This window comes from Streptomyces sp. NPDC017520 (assembly GCF_044329855.1).
GTDB lineage: Bacteria > Actinomycetota > Actinomycetes > Streptomycetales > Streptomycetaceae > Streptomyces.
Genome location: NZ_JBIRKB010000003.1, coordinates 216,579 through 234,083, shown reverse-complemented (window position 1 = coordinate 234,083; position 17,505 = coordinate 216,579). Strand labels below are relative to the sequence as shown.

The following is a 17,505-nucleotide window of genomic DNA, read 5'->3' as shown; positions in this document are numbered from 1 at the left end:
ACGCGCGCGCGTGCGGGAGTGTGCGAGCGCGGAAGTGCGGAAGTGCGGCGGGCCTCCGCCCTGAGGAGCCGGAGACCCACCACACGAATCGTGCCCGTACGGTCACGCCTTACACGTACAGATCCCGCCACTTGTCCGATGGTCCGGATGGACCCGCGGGACCCGCGCGTACGGGTCCGCGGGACCCACACATACGGGACCGCGGGACCCACACGTACGGGACCGCGCGGACCCGCACGTACGGGATCCCGCGTGGCCTACAGGGCCTACACGTACGGGATCTTCAGGACGGCCGCGTCCGTGCCCGTCTGCACCTGGGACGTGCCGCTGCCGAGCGCGTTCCAGATCTCCAGGCGGACCGTGCCGTTCTTCAGTTCGCCCAGGCTCCCGGTGACGGCCCGCGTGCCGGACGCCTGCGTGTACTCCTCCCACCCGTTGACCGGGTCGGTCGCGAAGTAGCGGAAGGTCTCGGCCCGGTCGAACGTGCCGTCGCCGGTGAGGTCGTAGCTGACCCGGACCTGCGGGGCGAGCCCGACCTTCGTGCCCGCGTCGACCCGGAGGCGGAACGCGGTGGCCGCGCCGGAGGCGACCTTGCCGTTGACCTTCTTCACCTCGTAGACGCTCGGCCGGTACGGGGTGCCGTCCCGGTTGACGCCGTCGGCCGAGGCGATGGTGTCCGCGCCCGCCGGGTCGGTGGTGGCGGTGGTGAGGACGCCGCCGGACTTGAGGCGGAAGGTGTTGCCGGTCGGCGGCTCCGGGTCGGGGTCGGGGTCCGGGTTGCCGCCGCCGGGGCCCGTGCTCGTGGCCGTCGAACGGGCCGGCACCGACAGGGTCTTGCCGTCGGAGAAGGTGACCGTACGGGCGGTGGAGCCGTGGTTGTGCGCGGTGTAGGTGCGGACGCCGTCCTTCGAGAAGACGGCGGAGGTCGGCAGGTCGCCGCTGACCGTCATGTCGGGCGCGCCGACCGTGTTCAGGGTGTTGATCCAGTGGTAGGTGTGCGCCTTCGACTCACCCTGCTCCGGGGTGTAGTTGCCGTTCACCCCGTCCCACTTGGCCTTCGCCGCCGCCGGATCCGACAGCGACTCGAACTCCCAGAGCAGGTCGCGCCACTCCTGGGCGGGTCCGCCGTTCTCGCGCTCCATCTCGGCGATGTTCCGCTTGATGGCCGCCTTCTCGCGGGCCAGGTGGAGTGAACCGCCGGTCACCGGCAGGACGTTGATGCCGTGGATCTCCTCCGGGTTGGCGGTCCACCAGGTGGAGTACGCGCCGCCGCTGCCCCAGACCATGCCGACCGTGTCGTGGCCGAAGGAGGCGGGGAAGACCTGCTGCGAGGCGTCGAACCAGTACTGGGTGATCGCCTCGGACTCGGTGGTCAGCAGGTAGCTGCCGAGGTCGCGGAGGTTGGTGTCGCCGGTGGCCGAGCCGTAGAGGACGAGTCCCGCGCTGAGGTTGATGGACTCGGAGGAGGACTCCTGGTTGTTGCCCGCCGCGAAGCCCTGGTGGCCGGAGGCCCAGCTGTGGCCCGCGTACACGTCGAAGCCGCGCAGGAACGGGTAGGCGGAGTCGGTGCGGCTGGCGTTGGCGGTGTCGCGGATCAGGTGCTTGATCATCGTGCCCCAGGCGGAGTCGGCGACCCAGGCCTGGTCGTACTGGGCGATGATCCCCGCCGCGTAGACGTAGTAGCTGTAGTGGAAGTGGTGGTCGTTCAGCTCGGTGTCGCTGCCGTACGAGGCCGGGTAACCGGTGAGGGTCTTCCAGTCCTTGTCGTAGCTGAACTCAGCGGCCCCGCCCGCCGTGAACCACTCCTGGAGCCGGCCCTTCATCAGGCCGAGGAGCTTGTCGCGGGTGGCGGTCTGGCCGATCTGGTCGGCGACGGGCACCAGCTGGGCGAGGCGGCCGAGCGCCTTGCCGGTCCAGTAGGTGTCGGCGGCCCCCGAGAACGGGTCCGAGGCGTTGGCGACCTCGTTGAGATAGCCGGCCAGCCGGGCCTTGTCGACGCCGCTGGAGGCGGGCAGCGCGGGCACGACGCCGTTGCTCTTCTGGCTGGTGGTGAAGGAGGCGGACTCGCGCACCTTCATCGTGCCGCGCGGTGACACGTACGTGTAAGGCGTCAGCGCGTCGGTGGTGTGCAGCCACTGGTGGCGGTAGAGGGCCTGGAGCGTGCCGCGTTCGGTGCCCTCCTTGGCCTCGGTGGTCAGGCTGTAGGTCGCCCGCACGTTGCCGCCGGTCGACTGCCAGGCCACCTGGGAGCCGGTGACGAAGCTGAAGGCGTACTTCTTGTAGGTCGCGAGCGCGTCCGTGGAGGGCAGCACGGCGAGCGAGAAGTAGTCCTTGCCGCCGAGTCCGGCCGTGATCGCGGTGCCGGAGACGTTCCAGTCGCTGCCGGTCGGGGCGAAGAGGGCGTAGTGGTGCCCGGCGACGGTGATGCCGAGGACGTTGCCCTGGTCCGAGAAGACCGTGGGCGTGGACGCGGTGGTGATGCGGGCGTCGCCGCCGGAGCCCTTGGCGTACACGAAGGGCATGCCGTGGCCGATGGTGGCCCGGAAGGTGCGGGAGCCGTCGGCCCAGTAGGGCGTGACCGTCCAGTCGGACCAGGCGTCGGCCTTGGTGTCGGGTGAGTTCAGGCCGCTGAGGCCGACGGTGAGGTCGGCCTTGTGGGCGTACTCGTACTGGCGGCCGTCGCCGACGATCGCGGGCGTCGTCGGATAGCCGACCTCCAGGCCGGAGGCCTTGGCCTGGTAGGTGAGCGGGTGGCCGTACATGGGCGTGCTGTACGGGTTGTCGCCGTAGCGCTGGTAGGCGAGCGAGGACCACCAGTCGTTGGTCGGGACCGGCTTGTCCCGGGCGGCGGCGGTGACCTTGGGGGTGACGGGCGCGCCGGTGTTGGTGGTCGGGCCGGAGGTACCGGCGGGGCGGGAGTCGGAGTAGCTGCCGGCGCCGGCGGGGATGGTGGCGGCGGCAGCGGGCGATGCGGCGGGGCCCAGGCCCACAGCGGCCACGGCGATGGCGAGGAGCGTCGCCGCGGCGGGTCTGGAGGCGCGTCCGGGGGTGAGTCTGGAGAGGGAGGTTCGCACGTGCAGCACCTCGATCATGGGGGGGGAGGAGCGCATTCGAGAGCGCTCTCAAGTGCCATGGAACGTAAAACTCCTGAAACCTAAGTGTCAATAGATCGCGCACAGACGGCAATTGGATGGGCGTCGAGTGCGACCCCAAGCTGTTATGTGTTCGAGTCTTGACGGGGCGGGGGCGGTGGGGGACGCTCCAGACGCAGGTTTGAGAGCGCTCTCAAGGCGCTCGGTTCATCCCGAAGCCAAGGGAGGCTTCCCATGCCCATTGCCCGAGCCGCCAAGAGAGCCACCGCTCGCCTCGGCGCGGTCGTCCTCGCCGGGGCGCTCCTCGCCGCCTGTGGATCCAGCGACTCGTCGGACTCCTCCGACGGCGCGGGCGGAAAGGTCACGCTCAACGTCGACCTCTTCGGGTCGTTCGGCTTCAAGGAGGCCGGGCTGTACGAGGAGTACCAGAAGCTCAACCCGAACATCACGATCAAGCAGAGCGACACCCAGGACGAGGCGGACTACTGGAAGTCGCTCCAGACCCGGCTCGCGGGCGGCGGCGGGCTCGCCGACGTGCAGGGCGTCGAGGTGGGCCGCATCGCCTCGGTCACCCAGCAGCAGTCCGACAAGTTCCAGGACCTGAAGGAGTTCGGGGCCGACAAGCTCAAGGGCGAGTTCGCCGAGGCCAAGTGGTCGGCGGCGACCACCAAGGACGGCAAGATCCTCGGCCTCGGCACGGACGTCGGCCCCGAGGCGATGTGCTACCGCACCGACCTCTTCGAGCAGGCCGGGCTGCCCACGGACCGCGAGGAGCTCGCGAAGAAGTGGGCCACCTGGGACGGCTACCTGGAGCTGGGCAAGCAGTACAAGAAGAAGGCCCCCGCCAAGAGCGCCTGGCTGGACAGCGTCGGCTCGCTCTACGGGATCATGATCGGCCAGGAGAAGGAGCGGTACTACGACGCCTCCGGCGAGCTGATCTACGAGAAGAACCCGGCGGTCAAGGAGGCCTGGGACACCTCCGTGAAGGCGGCCGAGGCGGGCCTGAGCGCCAAGCTCGACCAGTGGTCCCCGCAGTGGAACCAGGCGTTCGCGGCCGGTTCGTTCGCGACGATCCCGTGCCCGGCCTGGATGCTCGGCTACGTCAAGGGCCAGGCCGGCGACGCGGGCAAGGGGAAGTGGGACATCGCGAAGCTCCCCGGCGGCGCGGGCAACTGGGGCGGCTCGTACCTCTCCATCCCGCGTGCGGCCAAGCACAAGGAGGAGGCGTACAAGCTGATCGAGTGGCTGACCGCCCCCGAGCAGCAGGCGAAGGTCTTCCAGAAGCAGGGCAACTTCCCGTCCTCGACGGGCGCCATCGAGACGATCGCGGACGCCAAGGACGAGTACTTCTCGGGCGCCCCGATCGGCCAGATCTTCGGTGAGGCGGCCAAGGAGTCCCCGGTCCAGGTGCTGGGTGTGCACGACCAGAACGTGATGCAGCAGATCACGAACGCGCTGAGCGAGGTCGAGCGCAAGGGAGTGTCGTCGGACAAGGCGTGGCAGACGGCGAAGAAGGGCGTGGACAACGTGATCGGCTGACGCCGCTCACCGCCCCACCGCCCCATCGCCTCACCCCCATCGGTCAGGGGCCGGTCCGCCCACGCACAACGGGCGGACCGGCCCCACCCCCGTACCTCTCCCCGCCCGCCTCGCCTCCGCCGCCGCCCGCCCACGGCGGATGAGCCCGCCCCGCCCCCGTACCTCCCCTCCGCCCCCCGCCCGCTCCCGATCCCGAAGGGCCGCACCGTGTCCCTCACCGCCACCGCGAAGGCCGGGCCCCGCCCGTCCGGAACCGGGCCCGGCCCCGACGACGGCCGGGCCGCCGCCCTCCGGCGCACCTGGCGCAAGGCCTCCCCGTACGCCTATATCGCCCCCTTCTTCACCCTGTTCCTGGCCTTCGGGCTCTTTCCGCTCCTCTACACGGCGTTCGTCTCGCTCTACCGGGTCGAGCTCCAGACGAGCGGCGAGATGGAGTGGCGGGGCATCGCCAACTACACGGCGCTGTTCACCGACGAGTACTTCTGGATCTCGCTGCGCAACACGTTCACGATCGGCGTGCTGTCCACGGTCCCGCAGCTCGCGATGGCACTCGGCCTCGCGCATCTGCTCAACTACAAGCTGCGCGGCCGGACCTTCATCCGGACGGCGATCCTGCTCCCGTACGCCACGTCGGTGGCCGCCGCCACGCTCGTCTTCGCGCAGCTCTTCGGCCGCGACTTCGGACTGATCAACTACGTGATCGGGCTGGTCGGCTTCGATCCGGTGGACTGGCAGACCGGCACGGTCGCCTCGCAGATCGCGGTGTCGTCGATCGTGATCTGGCGCTGGACCGGCTACAACGCGCTGATCTATCTGGCGGGCATGCAGTCGATCCCACACGAGCTGTACGAGGCGGCGGAGATGGACGGGGCGTCGCGCTGGCGGCAGTTCATCCATGTCACGCTGCCGGGCCTGCGCCCCACCATCGTCTTCACCGTCATCATCTCGACGATCGGCGCGACCCAGCTCTTCGGCGAGCCGCTGCTGTTCGAAGGGTCGATCTCCGGCGGCATCTCGCACCAGTACCAGACCCTCGGCCTGTACATGTACGAGCAGGGCTGGGGCTTCTTCCACCTGGGCCGGGCCGCGGCCATCGCCTGGGTGATGTTCGTCCTGATCGTGGTGCTCGTCGGGGCCAACGCCCTGCTCGTCCGCCGCCGCGCACGCAAGGAGGCCGGCCGATGACCGCGCTCGCCGCACCGCCGACCGCGCCCGACAAGGGCCGCCCGCCGCAGGACCCCCCGCGCAAGCGGATACGCAAAGGGGGCGCGGGCCAGACGATGAAGGGCGGCTGGCTCTCCTACCTCATCCTCGGTGTCGCGCTGCTGATCTCCGCGTTCCCGTTCTACTGGACGATCGTCGCGGCCAGCCGGTCCAACGCGGACCTGGCGCAGGTCCCTCCGAGCCTGCTGCCCGGACCGAACCTCATCAAGAACTTCGACGCGGTCCTCGAAGAGGCCGACATCGGCAAGGCCCTGCTCAACTCGCTGATCGTGTCCGGCTCGATCACGATCGGCACGGTCCTCTGCTGCACGCTGGCCGGATTCGCCTTCGCCAAGCTGAAGTTCCGGGGCCGGGGCGCGCTGCTGACGCTGACGATCGGGACGATGATGATCCCGCCGCAGCTCGGTGTGATCCCGCTCTTCATGCTGATCGCCGAGCTCCAGTGGGTGAACCAGCTCCAGGCGGTGATCCTGCCGGGTCTGGTCTCGGCGTTCGGAGTGTTCTTCATGCGCCAGTACCTGGTGCAGTCGCTGCCGGACGAGCTGATCGAGGCGGCCCGGGTGGACGGGGCGTCGACGGCCCGGATCTTCTGGTCGATCGTGATCCCCATCGCGCGGCCGGGCATGGCGGTGCTCGGGATGCTCACGTTCATGACGGCGTGGAACGACTTCTTCTGGCCGATCATCGCGCTGTCCTCGCAGGAGCCGACCGTGCAGGTCGCGCTGCGTCAGCTCGGCGGCGGATACGTCAACGACCAGTCGGTGATCATGGCCGGCACGCTGCTCGGCACGCTGCCCGTGCTGCTGGTCTTCGGCCTGCTGGGCCGGCAGATCGTCGGCGGCATCATGCAGGGCGCGGTCAAGGGCTGACGCCGTACGCCGCTCCGCCCTGCGGGACCATCCTCCCTGCGGGGCCGCCCGCCCTCCCTGCGGGCCCCGCCCGTCCCTGCGGGCCCCGCCCCTCTTGCGGGCCCCCGCCCCCTCCCTCACCCCTGGAGTGTCAGTCCATGACCGCTGTCGATGCCCGTCCGGCGAACTCCGCCGGCCCCCGCCCCGACACCGTGGCGGAACTCCGCTTCCCCACCGCGTTCCGCTGGGGGACCGCCACCGCCGCCTATCAGATCGAGGGTGGAGCCACCGAGGGCGGCCGTACGCCGTCCATCTGGGACACCTTCAGCCGGACGCCCGGCAAGGTGCGCAACGGCGACACCGGTGACATCGCCGCCGACCATCTGCACCGGATGCCGGACGACGTACGCCTGATGAAGGAACTGGGCGTCACCGACTACCGGTTCTCCGTCTCCTGGTCCCGGGTCCAGCCGACCGGCCGGGGCCCGGCCGTGGAGCGCGGCCTGGACTTCTACCGCCGTCTGGTGGACGAGCTGCTCGCGGCCGGGATCAGACCGGTCGCCACGCTCTACCACTGGGACCTGCCGCAGGAGCTGGAGGACGCGGGCGGCTGGCCGGAGCGGGACACGGCGCACCGGTTCGCGGAGTACGCGGGTCTGGTGGCCGGGGCGCTGGGCGACCGGGTGCCGACCTGGACGACGCTCAACGAGCCTTGGTGCGCGGCGTTCCTCGGGTACGGGAACGGGGTCCACGCCCCCGGCCGGACCAGCGACCTCGCGGCCCTGCGCGCCGCCCACCACCTGAACCTGGCACACGGCGCGGGCGCCCGCGTCCTGCGCGGCCTCCTGCCGGACACCGCCGAGATCTCCCTCACCCTGAACCTCCACGCACTGCGCCCGCTGACGGACACGGACGCGGACCGGGACGCGGTGCGCCGGATCGACGCGGTGGCGAACCGGATCTTCCTGGACCCGGTCTTCCACGGCCGGCTGCCGCAGGACCTGGTCGAGGACACGGCGGAGGTGACGGACTGGTCGTTCGTCCGGGACGGCGATCTGGAGGTGACGTCGACGCCGATCGACTCGCTGGGCATCAACTACTACTCCCCCAGCGTGGTTTCGGCGGGCACGTCGGAGTCCCCGGCGCCGTGGGCGGGCGCGGAACGGCATGTGGCGTTCACCCCGGCGGCCGGCCCGCGCACCGCGATGGACTGGCCGGTCGACGCGAACGGCCTGTACGAGCTGCTGACCCGCCTCCGCGACGAACTCCCGTCCCTGCCGCTCCTGGTGACGGAGAACGGGGCGGCGTACGACGACTACGCCGACCCGGAGGGCGAGGTCCACGACCCGGAGCGGGTGGCGTACCTGGACGCCCATCTGACGGCGGTGCACCGGGCGATCGCGGACGGGGCGGACGTACGCGGGTACTTCCTGTGGTCGCTGCTGGACAACTTCGAGTGGGCGTACGGCTACGGCAAGCGGTTCGGCATCGTGCACGTGGACTTCGCGTCCCAGCGCCGCACGGCGAAGGACAGTGCGCGGTGGTACGCGGAGGTGATCGCGCGGGGCGGCCTGGAGCGCTGAGCCCGGAGGGCGGGGCGGCGCGGGGCGCGCGGCGACAGCCCGCTGACTGCTGACTGCTGCCTGCCGGTCACGAATTGCGGGTTACGGGTTACGTAGGGGCTCGGGGCGGCATGCGCTCCGGGCCCCGACGCGTGTCCAGGGGCCGCTCGGGGTGCGACCGGGGCCTGGGGGCGGTGTGCGGGGCCGAACGCTACGGGCGATGAGAGTTTTCTCCCGGAATCGGCCGGGCCACTTTCGGCCGGATGAATCACCGGTGAAGTCCCCCGCGCCGACGGGTAGCCGGCCCGGAGGGCGGCCGAGCACCCGCATGGCCCGAAGAGGCCCTGGGAGTACGGCACGGCCGACGCCCCCGTAACGCCGACGGGGCCCGGAACCGGGAGAACCAGGCTGCTCAGCCGAGGGGTGGGCCGGAGTACGTCCGGGCCGGTGAGCCGGGTGAGGGCCGCCTCGGCACGGCCGGCTCCGATCGTGCGCGCGGCCGATCTGCGGGCGCCGCGCACCCGCCGCCCAACACCCCTGGTCCCGATGCAACTTGGCGCGAATCTGTCGCCTCTGTCCGAGGCTGCTCCGTACACCTCTTGACCTCCGGACCCCCGCCCGTATGGTCTAGACCAAGCAGTGAGAGGCAGTCGGCGGTGGTGGTCACGCGCCGCCCCTGCCTCGCCCACGTACCCAGAACCCCCCACAGCCTTCAGAGCCTTCAGAGCCTCCAGCCGAGGAGAAGACCCCCCGGGCGCCAGCGAGAGGCCCGTCACCCCGTGCGCCGAAGCGGCAAAGAGCCGACGCTTCCCGCACACGCCCCACAGGCGCCCGCGTACCCGCGCGGGCCGCCCATGCACGCTTTCCCACCCCCACGGACACAGCGGGAGATCGCACATGAGGAGCCACACCGCCGAGCCGAGCCTTCCCCCGCCCGGCAGCACACCTGAACCCCCGTCCCACACACGCAGGTTCGGCCGCGAACGTCCGGCGACAGCCGGCGCCCGCGCAGCCCTTCAACGGCTGGCCGACCACGTCAACGTACGCGCCGTCGTCCTGCTGAGGGTGACCGTCGGGATCATCTTCCTCGGCTTCGGCGTGCTGAAACTGTTCCCCTCGGCCAGTCCTGCCGAGCAACTGGCCGTCGACGCGGCCACGAAGATGACCCTGGGCCTCGTACCGGAGACGGTGCTGCTGCTCTCCCTCGCGGCACTGGAGACGGCCATCGGGATCGGTCTGATCGCGGGCGGTCGCCTGCTGCGCCCCGCTCTCGTCGCGTTCTTCCTCCACATGGGCGGCGTGTTCTCGACCCTGGTCCTCCTGCCCGACGCGATGTGGCAGCCCCACTCCCCCGCGCCGACCATGGAAGGGCAGTACGTCGTCAAGAACGTGGTCCTGGTGGCCGTGTGCCTGGTCGTGGCCGCCGATGCATGGGGAAGCGGGTCCAGGTCGTCACGGCGGCCGGAAAGTACCGACCGAGCGGCGTCGGGCCGAAGGAGCTGAAGGAAGGGGCAGGGCCTCGACGGCGGTCAGCCGACGTGGACCGGTACCTCGGCGAGCTGTTCCGGGGTGGCCACGGAGCGGGGTCCCCGGAGCATGGTCGCGGCGACGACCGCCGCGACCACCAGGGTGACGGCAGTGGCGAGGAACACCGCGGAGTATCCCTCGGTGAGGGCGGTCGCGGTCGCCCGGCCGGAGCCGTCCGGGGCGGACCGTTCGACGGCGCCGAGGTAGATCGTGGTGAACACCGACAGACCCACGCAGCCGCCGATCTGCATGGCGGAGTTGACCAGGGCCGACGCCGCGCCGGCGTCGTGGTGGCCGACGCCGGCGAGCGCGACGTTCTGCACCGGGATGATCACGAACGCGATCCCGATGCCCACGACCACGAGGCCGCCGAAGACCTCCGTCCAGTAGCTTCCGTCGGCCGTGACGAAGGTCAGCCACAGCATCCCGGCCGCGGCGATCAGCGGCCCGCCGGTCATCAGGACACGCGGCCCCCGAGTCGGCAGCAGCCTGGCGGCCACGGGCGCGGTGATCATGGTCGCGAAGGTCATCGCGAGGCTCGCGAGTCCGGCGAGCAGCGGGGAGAGCCCGAGCACGATCTGGAGGTGGAACATCAGGTAGAGGGTCATCCCGATGTAGACGGCGCCGATGGCCGCCTGGATGAGGAACGCTCCGGCGCGGGCGCGGTCACGCACGACCCGCAGCGGCAGCAGCGGCTGCGCGACGCGGGACTCGATCCACACGAACACCACGAGCAGCACCAGGCCGGCGGCGAGGAAGCCGATGGTGTCCGGCTCGGTCCACCCGGACTCGGCCAGGGTGAACCCGTAGACCAGGGCGGCCAGGCCGAGGGTGACGGCGAGGGTGCCCCAGATGTCGTACCGGTTGTCGCCCTCGACGCGGCTCTCGGAGACGAACAGCAGCGCGCCGATCAGGCCGACGACGGCGAAGACGATGTTGACCAGCAGGCACCACCGCCAGTCGGCGTACTCGGTCAGGACGCCACCCAGCGCCAGCCCCACCGCGGCACCGGTGCCGGCGACGGTGCCGAAGACCGCGAACGCCGTTCCGCGCTCACGCCCGGCCGGGAACGTCACGGTGAGCAGAGCAAGCGCCGCCGGGGCCAGCAGCGCCGCGAAGACGCCCTGGAGACCGCGCGCCACGATCAGCTCGGTCCCGCTCTGCGCGAGACCGCCCCACACGGAGGCGGCGCCGAACCCGAGCATCCCGACCATGTAGCTGCGCTTGCGCCCCCAGTAGTCGGCGACGCGTCCGCCGAGCAGCAGCAGCGCGCCGAAGGCCAGGACGTAGGCGGTGATGACCCACTGCCGCTCGGTGTCGCTCAGCTCCAGTTCGAGCTGGGCCTGGGGCAGGGCCACGTTGACGATGGTGGCATCGAGCACGACCACCAGCTGTGTCAGGGCGATCACCGCGAGCGCCCACCATCGGCGGGGATCGGGCGCGGAAGGCAGGGAAGCCTGGGAAGGCAGGGGGACAGACATGAAGAAACCTCCGGGGTTCTGTCCAGATGAGCGCCGGAGGTTTCAAGCCTCGGACCAGACACCGGAAGGCGGGATCTGACCACCTCGGCCACGGGGCCGAGCCCATCCATCCTAACCACCGGCCGGGGCCTGGTTCGCGCCACGGACAGCCGTGATCCGGCTCACAGGCCGGTGAGGATCACGCCGCCCCGCCCCCGCCCCTGTACTCGGGGAAGAGATGAGGATGCCGCGCGGCGAGGGCCCGGGTGATCGCCTCGTCGGTGGGGTCCGTGACGCGCCAGCTGTGCTCGGACCGGTGCCCGGCGAACAGCTCGCACGCCTCCTTCCGCGCATCGCGCGCAGGGCACCACGGGAGCGAGACCAAGCGCGTGCGCTCCACGCTCCACCGGACCCAGACGGCGCTTCCGGGCCGTCCGCCCTCGTCCCACAGCAGCGCCGCGTGGTCGCCGCCGTGGTCGTCGTCATGGTCGTCGTCATGGTCCTCGCCCAGTTCACAGAGCACGTGTCCGGGCTCCGGACGATGCCCGGGGACGAGGGCGGGAAGGGCGAGAAGGAACTCCGGGGGCTTCAACAGGGCAACAGCGGTGCACTGGTTCATGGTTGCGGCCATCCTCATGAGGTGTCGGGCCCGTCGCCGGACAGGAGCCGTTCTGCGATCAGATCGCCCAGCGGGTCCGTCACGCTCCAGGAATGGGGCGCGGGGTGGTGGTCGGGGAACGCGCACTGCCGTACGACCCCGGTACGGAGGTGGCGGAGGACGGCCGGGCACCACGGCACGGTGGCCACCCGGTGGGGCCGGTCCGGGCCGGTACCGGTCCAGAAGAACCACAGAGCCGGAGCGCTGGACGGCTCGGCCGCCCGGAGGTAGGCGGCGTGCTCGGTGAAGGCGTCGTGCTCCCCCAGTTCGCAGAGGAGGAAGGGGGGCGGGATGACGGTGTCCGGTGGGCCGTCGGGCCCGCCGTCCACGGCGACGAGGGCGTCCAGAGCGTCACCGGGAGGAGCCGGGGTCACGGCGGTGCATTGCAGCACGTCGGCCTCTTCTGTCGGCGGGCCTAAAGATCGGTCAGGGAACCGCGCCACCCCGAGAGGGTCAGGCTCAGCCCGACCGCCGGGTCAACTACGGTGAACAGCAACGGAAATCCTGCTTCCAGGGCCCGTATCGCGTCGTCCTGGCGCTCACGGTCGGTCGCCCAGGCCCGCAACCCCAGCGGGGCGTCGAAGCCGTGGAAGAGGACGGGCCGCACGTCACTGGCCGGCGGCCCCAGCGGGCCGGGGGGCCTCGTGTGCCCGCGCCCGTGTCCGTCGGCCAGGCGGAGTGCTTGCCCCCGCAGCCACAGGAGCGCCAGCCGCCGGTTCCGTACGGTCACCCCGCCGAGCGAGGCGAACCACTGCCCGTCCGTCACGGTGACCTCGGCGGCGTACCCCGTGCGCGTCACGCGGCACGCTCGCCGGTGACCGCGAGCCGGACCCGTAACCGGGCGAGGAGGCTCACAACACCTCACCCCGGCTCCGGGCGTTGGCCCGCGCGGTACGGGCACGGAGCTGCTCTATGGGAAGCGCGGGGCGTACGTGGCGGGGCTCGACCTCCCACTCGATGCCGCCGCCGACGGGGCGGAGGGACCAGTAGAGGCCGGCGACGCCACGGAACTCGCCCACGCGATTCCCGCGACTGGTATCCACCATGAGGGTGCCGGGGGCCGGGGGAACTGTGGGAACCGTGGGACCAGGAGACTGCGGGATATTCGGACGCGCGTTCTCGCCGTACACCTATCGCTCCTCTCCGTAGCTGTTTGACTACCGGGGGGCCTCAGAGTGGCCTAGCGTCAAAGACCCTTCAACTAGCGGAAAAAGAAGGAAGGGGAGGGGCTTCAGCATGGTCAATCGCAAGGATCTGAAACCTGGCAGCAGCCCGCAGGCGGCCTACGGTGCCCGCATCCGGCGGTTCCGGGAGGCGCGGGGGTGGAGCCAGGAGGGTCTGGCCCCGCGCATCGGGTACTCGAGCCAGCACGTCTCGGCCGTGGAAACTGCTCGCAAACCGCCAACCCTGCGATTTTCGCGTAGGTCTGATCAGGCGTTCGGTACGACCGGTACGGCCGACTCCTTCGAGCGCGAGTGGGCCGAGCTGCGGAACGGCTCGCTGCTGGAGGGCTTTCCGGAGTACGTCGGGTACGAGGGCCGGGCGGTGGAGATCAGGCTGTTCGAGGTCGGCCTCATCCCGGGGCTGTTACAGACACCGGAGTACGCGCGGACTGTGGCGTACGGAGACGTGGAGCGCGGGTCCATCACCGCCGAACAGGCCGACGAACGCGTCTCGGTCCTGGCGGAGAGGCAGGCGGCGCTGGTGCGGTCCCGCCCGCCGATGGTGTTCGTCGTCATGGACGAGAGCTGCCTCCACCAAGCGGTCGGCGGCCCGGAGGTCATGGGGCCTCAGCTTGAGCGGCTGGAGGAGATGGCGGCGCTGCCCAACTGGATCATCCAGGTAGCACCGTTCAGCCTGGGTGCACGGAGGGCGTTCGACCTGCCGGTCTACCTGCTCACCCTTGCGGACCGGTCCATCGTCGCGTATGCCGAATCACAGGCGCAGGGCCATGTCGAGCGCGAAACTTCGTTCGTAGTACCCATGCTCACGGCCTACCATCAACTCCAGGGCGAGTCGCTGTCGAAGGCGGCGTCTGTGGCCAAGATCAGCCAGTTGCGAAAGGGCACTCCGTGATGAGCGAATCCCCCCGTTGGTTCAAGTCCTCGTACAGCTCGAACGGCGGCGCCTGCGTCGAGGTTGCCGCCAACCTCGCCGCCACACGCGGCATCGTCCCGGTCCGCGACTCCAAGGTCGCGGGCGGCCCCGTACTGAGCTTCCCCGCCGACGCGTTCTCCACCTTCGTCACCGGCGTACAGGCCGGATCGCTCGACGCCGCCTGACGGGCCGATCCAGGACCACCGCCCCACCGTGGCACGCACCGCACGGTGGGGCTTCCTGATCGGCCGGCCCGAGCGGACTGCTGCTCCCGGTCGTCGGGGGCGCCGCCGCGTCAGTCCGCCCTGTTGCGCCGGATGATCGTCCCGTCGAAGGAGGCGACGAGCAGCCCGTCGGTCCCGTATGCGCCGTTGGCGTGGATCAGCATCGCCTCCTGCCCCAGGTACCAGTCGAAAACGACGGAGCTGTCATCGGGGTTGGGCTTCAGTACGCCCAGTTCGGTCTCGGCGATGCGGCGAAGGCGGGGCAAGGCGTTCCAGTCGACCCGGTCGAGGTCCAGCAGGCGCTGATCCTCCCTCATGATGCTCGCATTGCCCCGAAGAGTGCCTTGGCCGTCCTCGTACGAGAACCCGTCGAGCACCTTCTTTCCCGGCACGAGCTCCTTCTCCAGGGGCGCGAGGCCCGAGGCGTAACCCGGCCGCAGGTCGAACATGGGGAGCACCTTGGTCCCCCCTGTCACCGCCTCCAACTGCTTGAGGACTCGCCGCGCACCGGCGGGGGTGAGCAGATCGGTTTCCTCCTTGCGCGTGGGTGTGGGCGAGGGAGTGGGGCTGGACGGGCTGGACGTGGGGGTGCGGGTCCCGGAGGGCGTGGACGGGGCCCCGGCGGACGGCTTGTCGTCGCCGCCGAAGGCGGGGGCGTACTCCCAGGCCAGCAGCCCGGCCAACAACGCGCCCAACAGCGCCGCCGGGAGCACGATCCGCCGGCGTGACCGCCCGGCGGCCCCCGCGACCTCCGTGCCGTCCACGGGCGTCCGGCTCGTCTCCGCACGGGAGCCTCCCGCGCCGTCGGTCCCGCCGTCCGGTGGCGGGCCGGCGCCGGGCTCCGGTGCCGCAGACGGGTCGGGTTCGCCCCGCACCGCCCCGGTGGTGCCGGGGCCGGGGCCGGCGGCGTCGCCGGCCGGCGGACCGGAGGCAGAGGCAGGGGCGGAGTCAAGGGACACCTGCTCCGTGGGTGTGTACGGGACCGGCGGCGGGGCCGGGGCCTCGTCGGGGGCCTCCACGGGGCCGGCCCGTACGGGTGACGCGGCGACGATGCCGTCGACGACCGTCATGACACGGGCACCGGCGGCTTGCGCGAGGAGGTGGTCGAGGGACTCCGCGTCGGGCCGGGAGGCGACTTCCTTGATGAGGACGGACGTCAGCACGGGGCCGAGGGGGCCCGCACGCCGGGGCGGCGGCACGTCCTCCTCCAGGATCGCGGCCAGCGTGGCGAGGGTGGACGAGCGGTGCATCGGATGGTGGCCCTCGACCGCGACGTACAGCATCATCGCCAACGACCACAGGTCGGAGGACGGATCGTCGTCACGGCCGCGCAGCCGCTCCGGGGCCATGTAGTCGGGTGAGCCGATGAGTTCGCCGGTGTTGGTGAGGCTGGTGGCCTCGCGCACGGCGGCGATGCCGAAGTCGGTGAGCAGGGGCGTGCCATCGGCCCGCATCAGTACGTTGCCGGGCTTGACGTCACGGTGCAGGATGCCCGCGCCGTGGGCGGCCCGCAGTCCGGCCAGCACGCCCCGGCCCCATTCCGCCGTTTCCGTGGGTGTGCACGGCCCGCGCTCCAGCCGGTCCTGGAGGGAGCCGCCGGAGATCAGCTCCATCACCAGCCAGGGGTGCGCCACCTCCGCCGAACTCACGATGTGGTGGATCGTCACCACGTTGGGGTGGCTGATCCGGGCCAGCGAGACGGCCTCCCGCAGCACACGCTTGTGCAGCATCTCCGCCGCGTCGGGACGCAACCGCAGCAACTCCGGATCCGGCGGCCGCACCTCCTTCAGCGCCACGTCCCGGTGCAGGACGACGTCGCGCGCCCGCCACACCAGCCCCATTCCGCCGCCGCCGAGCCGCTCCAGCAGTTCGAAGCGCTCGTCGATCACCCGTCCCTCGAAACCCGCAGTCATGGGCGAAACGGTACGGCACGGACTGATCACGCCTACACGGCACGAGCGCCCGGCAACTCCCTTGCGGAACAGACTGGTTGGCGCTTCCGCCGACGCTGACACCGACTCCGGGGAGAGGGCGTCCGACTGTTCACCCCGAGGTCCGGAGGAGCCTGTCGCGCTCAGCCGCAACGGCAACGGGACCGGCGACGCCAACGGCGGCGGGCCGGGTCCGCATCCAGTACGAACGGGTGGCGGCGATCAGGGCGCATCCGTAGACGCCGAACGCGACCATGCCGATCCAGCCGACCAGCAGCGCGTCGCCGGGCGAGGGGAAGTCGCCCCGGCTCATCGTGACGACGTCGGCCGTGGCCAGAGCGAGGTAGCCGCCGCCGAGCACCCCGTACGGGGCCAGGGTCGCGGCACCCAGGAGGGCCGGGACGAGAGGGAGCGCGCGGGGGACGCGCCGGCCGCGCAGCCACGGTGTCCAGCGCGGGTAGACCTGGCCCCATGGCCGGACCAGACCCCACAGCAGGAAGACGCCGAGCGCGGCCAGCAGCACGGTGCCGTCCAGGCCCCAGGACTCCAGGGTGAGCCAGATCCCCGAGGCTCCGTTGTGCTCGGAGATCGCGAGCATCTGCTCGCCGGTGTTCCCGGCGAAGGTGCCCCCGGACACCCATACGATCTTCATCGCCGCATAGGGCAGGAAGGCCACCGTGCCCGCGCAGGCGGCGAGTTGCACGGGCCGGGTGGCGGCGGACGGGGCCGGCGGGGCGGCCGCGACGATCGCGGCGGTCGCGCCGCCCGGGCCGCCGACGGTCCGGGCCGTGGCCGCGAGCAGCAGGCACCCGGTCGCCGCCAGGGCGTGGTTGGCGGCGGCCGGCGCGCTGTCCACGCCCTGGCCGAAGACCAGCGTGACGATGTCCAACAGCAAGCCGAACGCGGCAAGCGCGGCCAGTACGCAGGTCACCCACAGCAGTACGCGCAGGCCCGGCCGCATCCCGTACCGCGTCACCGCGCCGGAGACCGTCGCGGCCAGCACCCCCACCCCCACGACCGCCCAGTTCAGGGCCGGGGAGGCCGGGGTGTCGCCCAGGGAGAACAGCGGCGTGGCCCACACCACGCCCACCAGGCCGAAGCCCGCGTACGCCACCGCCCAGGCGGTCGCGGCCCGGTCCACCCGGCTTCGCCACCGCTGCCACCACGCGCGCCGAAGCGCCCTCGTGCCCGCCTCGGACCCTGCCTCTGGTTCTGCTTCGGCCTCCATGAACCGAACATCGCACCGGCAGAGGCGGGCGCCATCAACCGTCAGAACGAACCGCCTCCCCCGCGCGGCCGATCGTCACCACCTGGTCCACCACAGGCGCGGGCACGACCCCGCG

The 17,505-nt window shown here is 71.2% G+C and carries 15 protein-coding genes; 7 read left to right on the top strand and 8 right to left on the bottom strand.

The window, feature by feature from the left end; all coding sequences use genetic code 11:
• Window positions 1-266: 266 nt before the first annotated feature.
• Window positions 267-3,092, bottom strand: coding sequence for a glycosyl hydrolase (locus ACH4KB_RS08855; protein WP_398065613.1), 2,826 nt, complete (start codon window positions 3,090-3,092; stop codon window positions 267-269).
• A 234-nt stretch (window positions 3,093-3,326) separates the two neighbouring features.
• On the opposite strand from ACH4KB_RS08855, the gene ACH4KB_RS08850 reads away from it, so the two are divergent.
• The 5 genes from ACH4KB_RS08850 to ACH4KB_RS08830 all read left to right on the top strand — a co-directional run bounded on the left by ACH4KB_RS08850 (window position 3,327) and on the right by ACH4KB_RS08830 (window position 9,768).
• Window positions 3,327-4,631 (top strand): ABC transporter substrate-binding protein, encoded by a 1,305-nt coding sequence (locus tag ACH4KB_RS08850; protein WP_398065062.1) that lies wholly within the window; start codon window positions 3,327-3,329, stop codon window positions 4,629-4,631.
• 207 nt (window positions 4,632-4,838) lie between these two features.
• A complete protein-coding gene (locus ACH4KB_RS08845) occupies window positions 4,839-5,816 on the top strand; it encodes a carbohydrate ABC transporter permease (protein ID WP_007452100.1) in 978 nt (325 codons plus the stop codon).
• A complete protein-coding gene (locus ACH4KB_RS08840) occupies window positions 5,813-6,724 on the top strand; it encodes a carbohydrate ABC transporter permease (protein WP_398065059.1) in 912 nt (303 codons plus the stop codon). Before ACH4KB_RS08845 ends, ACH4KB_RS08840 begins: the two co-directional genes overlap by 4 nt.
• A 137-nt stretch (window positions 6,725-6,861) precedes the next feature.
• Window positions 6,862-8,286: a GH1 family beta-glucosidase gene (locus ACH4KB_RS08835; RefSeq protein WP_398065057.1), complete on the top strand. Its 1,425-nt coding sequence runs from the start codon at window positions 6,862-6,864 to the stop codon at window positions 8,284-8,286.
• 876 nt (window positions 8,287-9,162) lie between these two features.
• Window positions 9,163-9,768 carry a DUF417 domain-containing protein gene (locus ACH4KB_RS08830; RefSeq protein WP_398065055.1) on the top strand — a complete coding sequence of 202 codons (606 nt, stop codon included), beginning with the start codon at window positions 9,163-9,165 and terminating at the stop codon, window positions 9,766-9,768.
• Window positions 9,769-9,794: 26 nt separating this feature from the next.
• Here the strand turns inward: ACH4KB_RS08830 and ACH4KB_RS08825 are convergent, their stop codons facing one another.
• From ACH4KB_RS08825 to ACH4KB_RS08805, 5 genes are all read right to left on the bottom strand, one after another.
• Complete coding sequence (locus ACH4KB_RS08825; protein WP_398065053.1) at window positions 9,795-11,273, bottom strand: MFS transporter; 1,479 nt, start codon at window positions 11,271-11,273, stop codon at window positions 9,795-9,797.
• A gap of 178 nt (window positions 11,274-11,451) precedes the next feature.
• Window positions 11,452-11,871 (bottom strand): hypothetical protein, encoded by a 420-nt coding sequence (locus ACH4KB_RS08820; protein ID WP_398065051.1) that lies wholly within the window; start codon window positions 11,869-11,871, stop codon window positions 11,452-11,454.
• Between the two features lie 14 nt (window positions 11,872-11,885).
• On the bottom strand, window positions 11,886-12,302 hold the full coding sequence (locus ACH4KB_RS08815; protein ID WP_398065049.1) for a hypothetical protein: 417 nt from the start codon (window positions 12,300-12,302) through the stop codon (window positions 11,886-11,888).
• 23 nt (window positions 12,303-12,325) lie between these two features.
• Window positions 12,326-12,709, bottom strand: coding sequence for a hypothetical protein (locus tag ACH4KB_RS08810; protein WP_398065047.1), 384 nt, complete (start codon window positions 12,707-12,709; stop codon window positions 12,326-12,328).
• A 52-nt stretch (window positions 12,710-12,761) separates the two neighbouring features.
• Window positions 12,762-13,040 (bottom strand): hypothetical protein, encoded by a 279-nt coding sequence (locus tag ACH4KB_RS08805; protein WP_398065045.1) that lies wholly within the window; start codon window positions 13,038-13,040, stop codon window positions 12,762-12,764.
• Between the two features lie 106 nt (window positions 13,041-13,146).
• Here ACH4KB_RS08805 and ACH4KB_RS08800 point away from each other — a divergent pair, with 106 nt between their 5' ends.
• Both ACH4KB_RS08800 and ACH4KB_RS08795 read left to right on the top strand, forming a co-directional pair.
• Window positions 13,147-13,986: a Scr1 family TA system antitoxin-like transcriptional regulator gene (locus tag ACH4KB_RS08800; RefSeq protein ID WP_398065043.1), complete on the top strand. Its 840-nt coding sequence runs from the start codon at window positions 13,147-13,149 to the stop codon at window positions 13,984-13,986.
• Window positions 13,986-14,192 carry a DUF397 domain-containing protein gene (locus ACH4KB_RS08795; RefSeq protein WP_398065041.1) on the top strand — a complete coding sequence of 69 codons (207 nt, stop codon included), beginning with the start codon at window positions 13,986-13,988 and terminating at the stop codon, window positions 14,190-14,192. Before ACH4KB_RS08800 ends, ACH4KB_RS08795 begins: the two co-directional genes overlap by 1 nt.
• Before the next feature lie 110 nt (window positions 14,193-14,302).
• On the opposite strand, the gene ACH4KB_RS08790 is transcribed toward ACH4KB_RS08795, so the two are convergent.
• Together ACH4KB_RS08790 and ACH4KB_RS08785 are read right to left on the bottom strand one after the other, a co-directional pair.
• Window positions 14,303-16,144, bottom strand: coding sequence for a serine/threonine-protein kinase (locus ACH4KB_RS08790; protein WP_398065039.1), 1,842 nt, complete (start codon window positions 16,142-16,144; stop codon window positions 14,303-14,305).
• A 130-nt stretch (window positions 16,145-16,274) separates the two neighbouring features.
• Window positions 16,275-17,390: a hypothetical protein gene (locus tag ACH4KB_RS08785; RefSeq protein WP_398065037.1), complete on the bottom strand. Its 1,116-nt coding sequence runs from the start codon at window positions 17,388-17,390 to the stop codon at window positions 16,275-16,277.
• Window positions 17,391-17,505 lie beyond the last annotated feature (115 nt).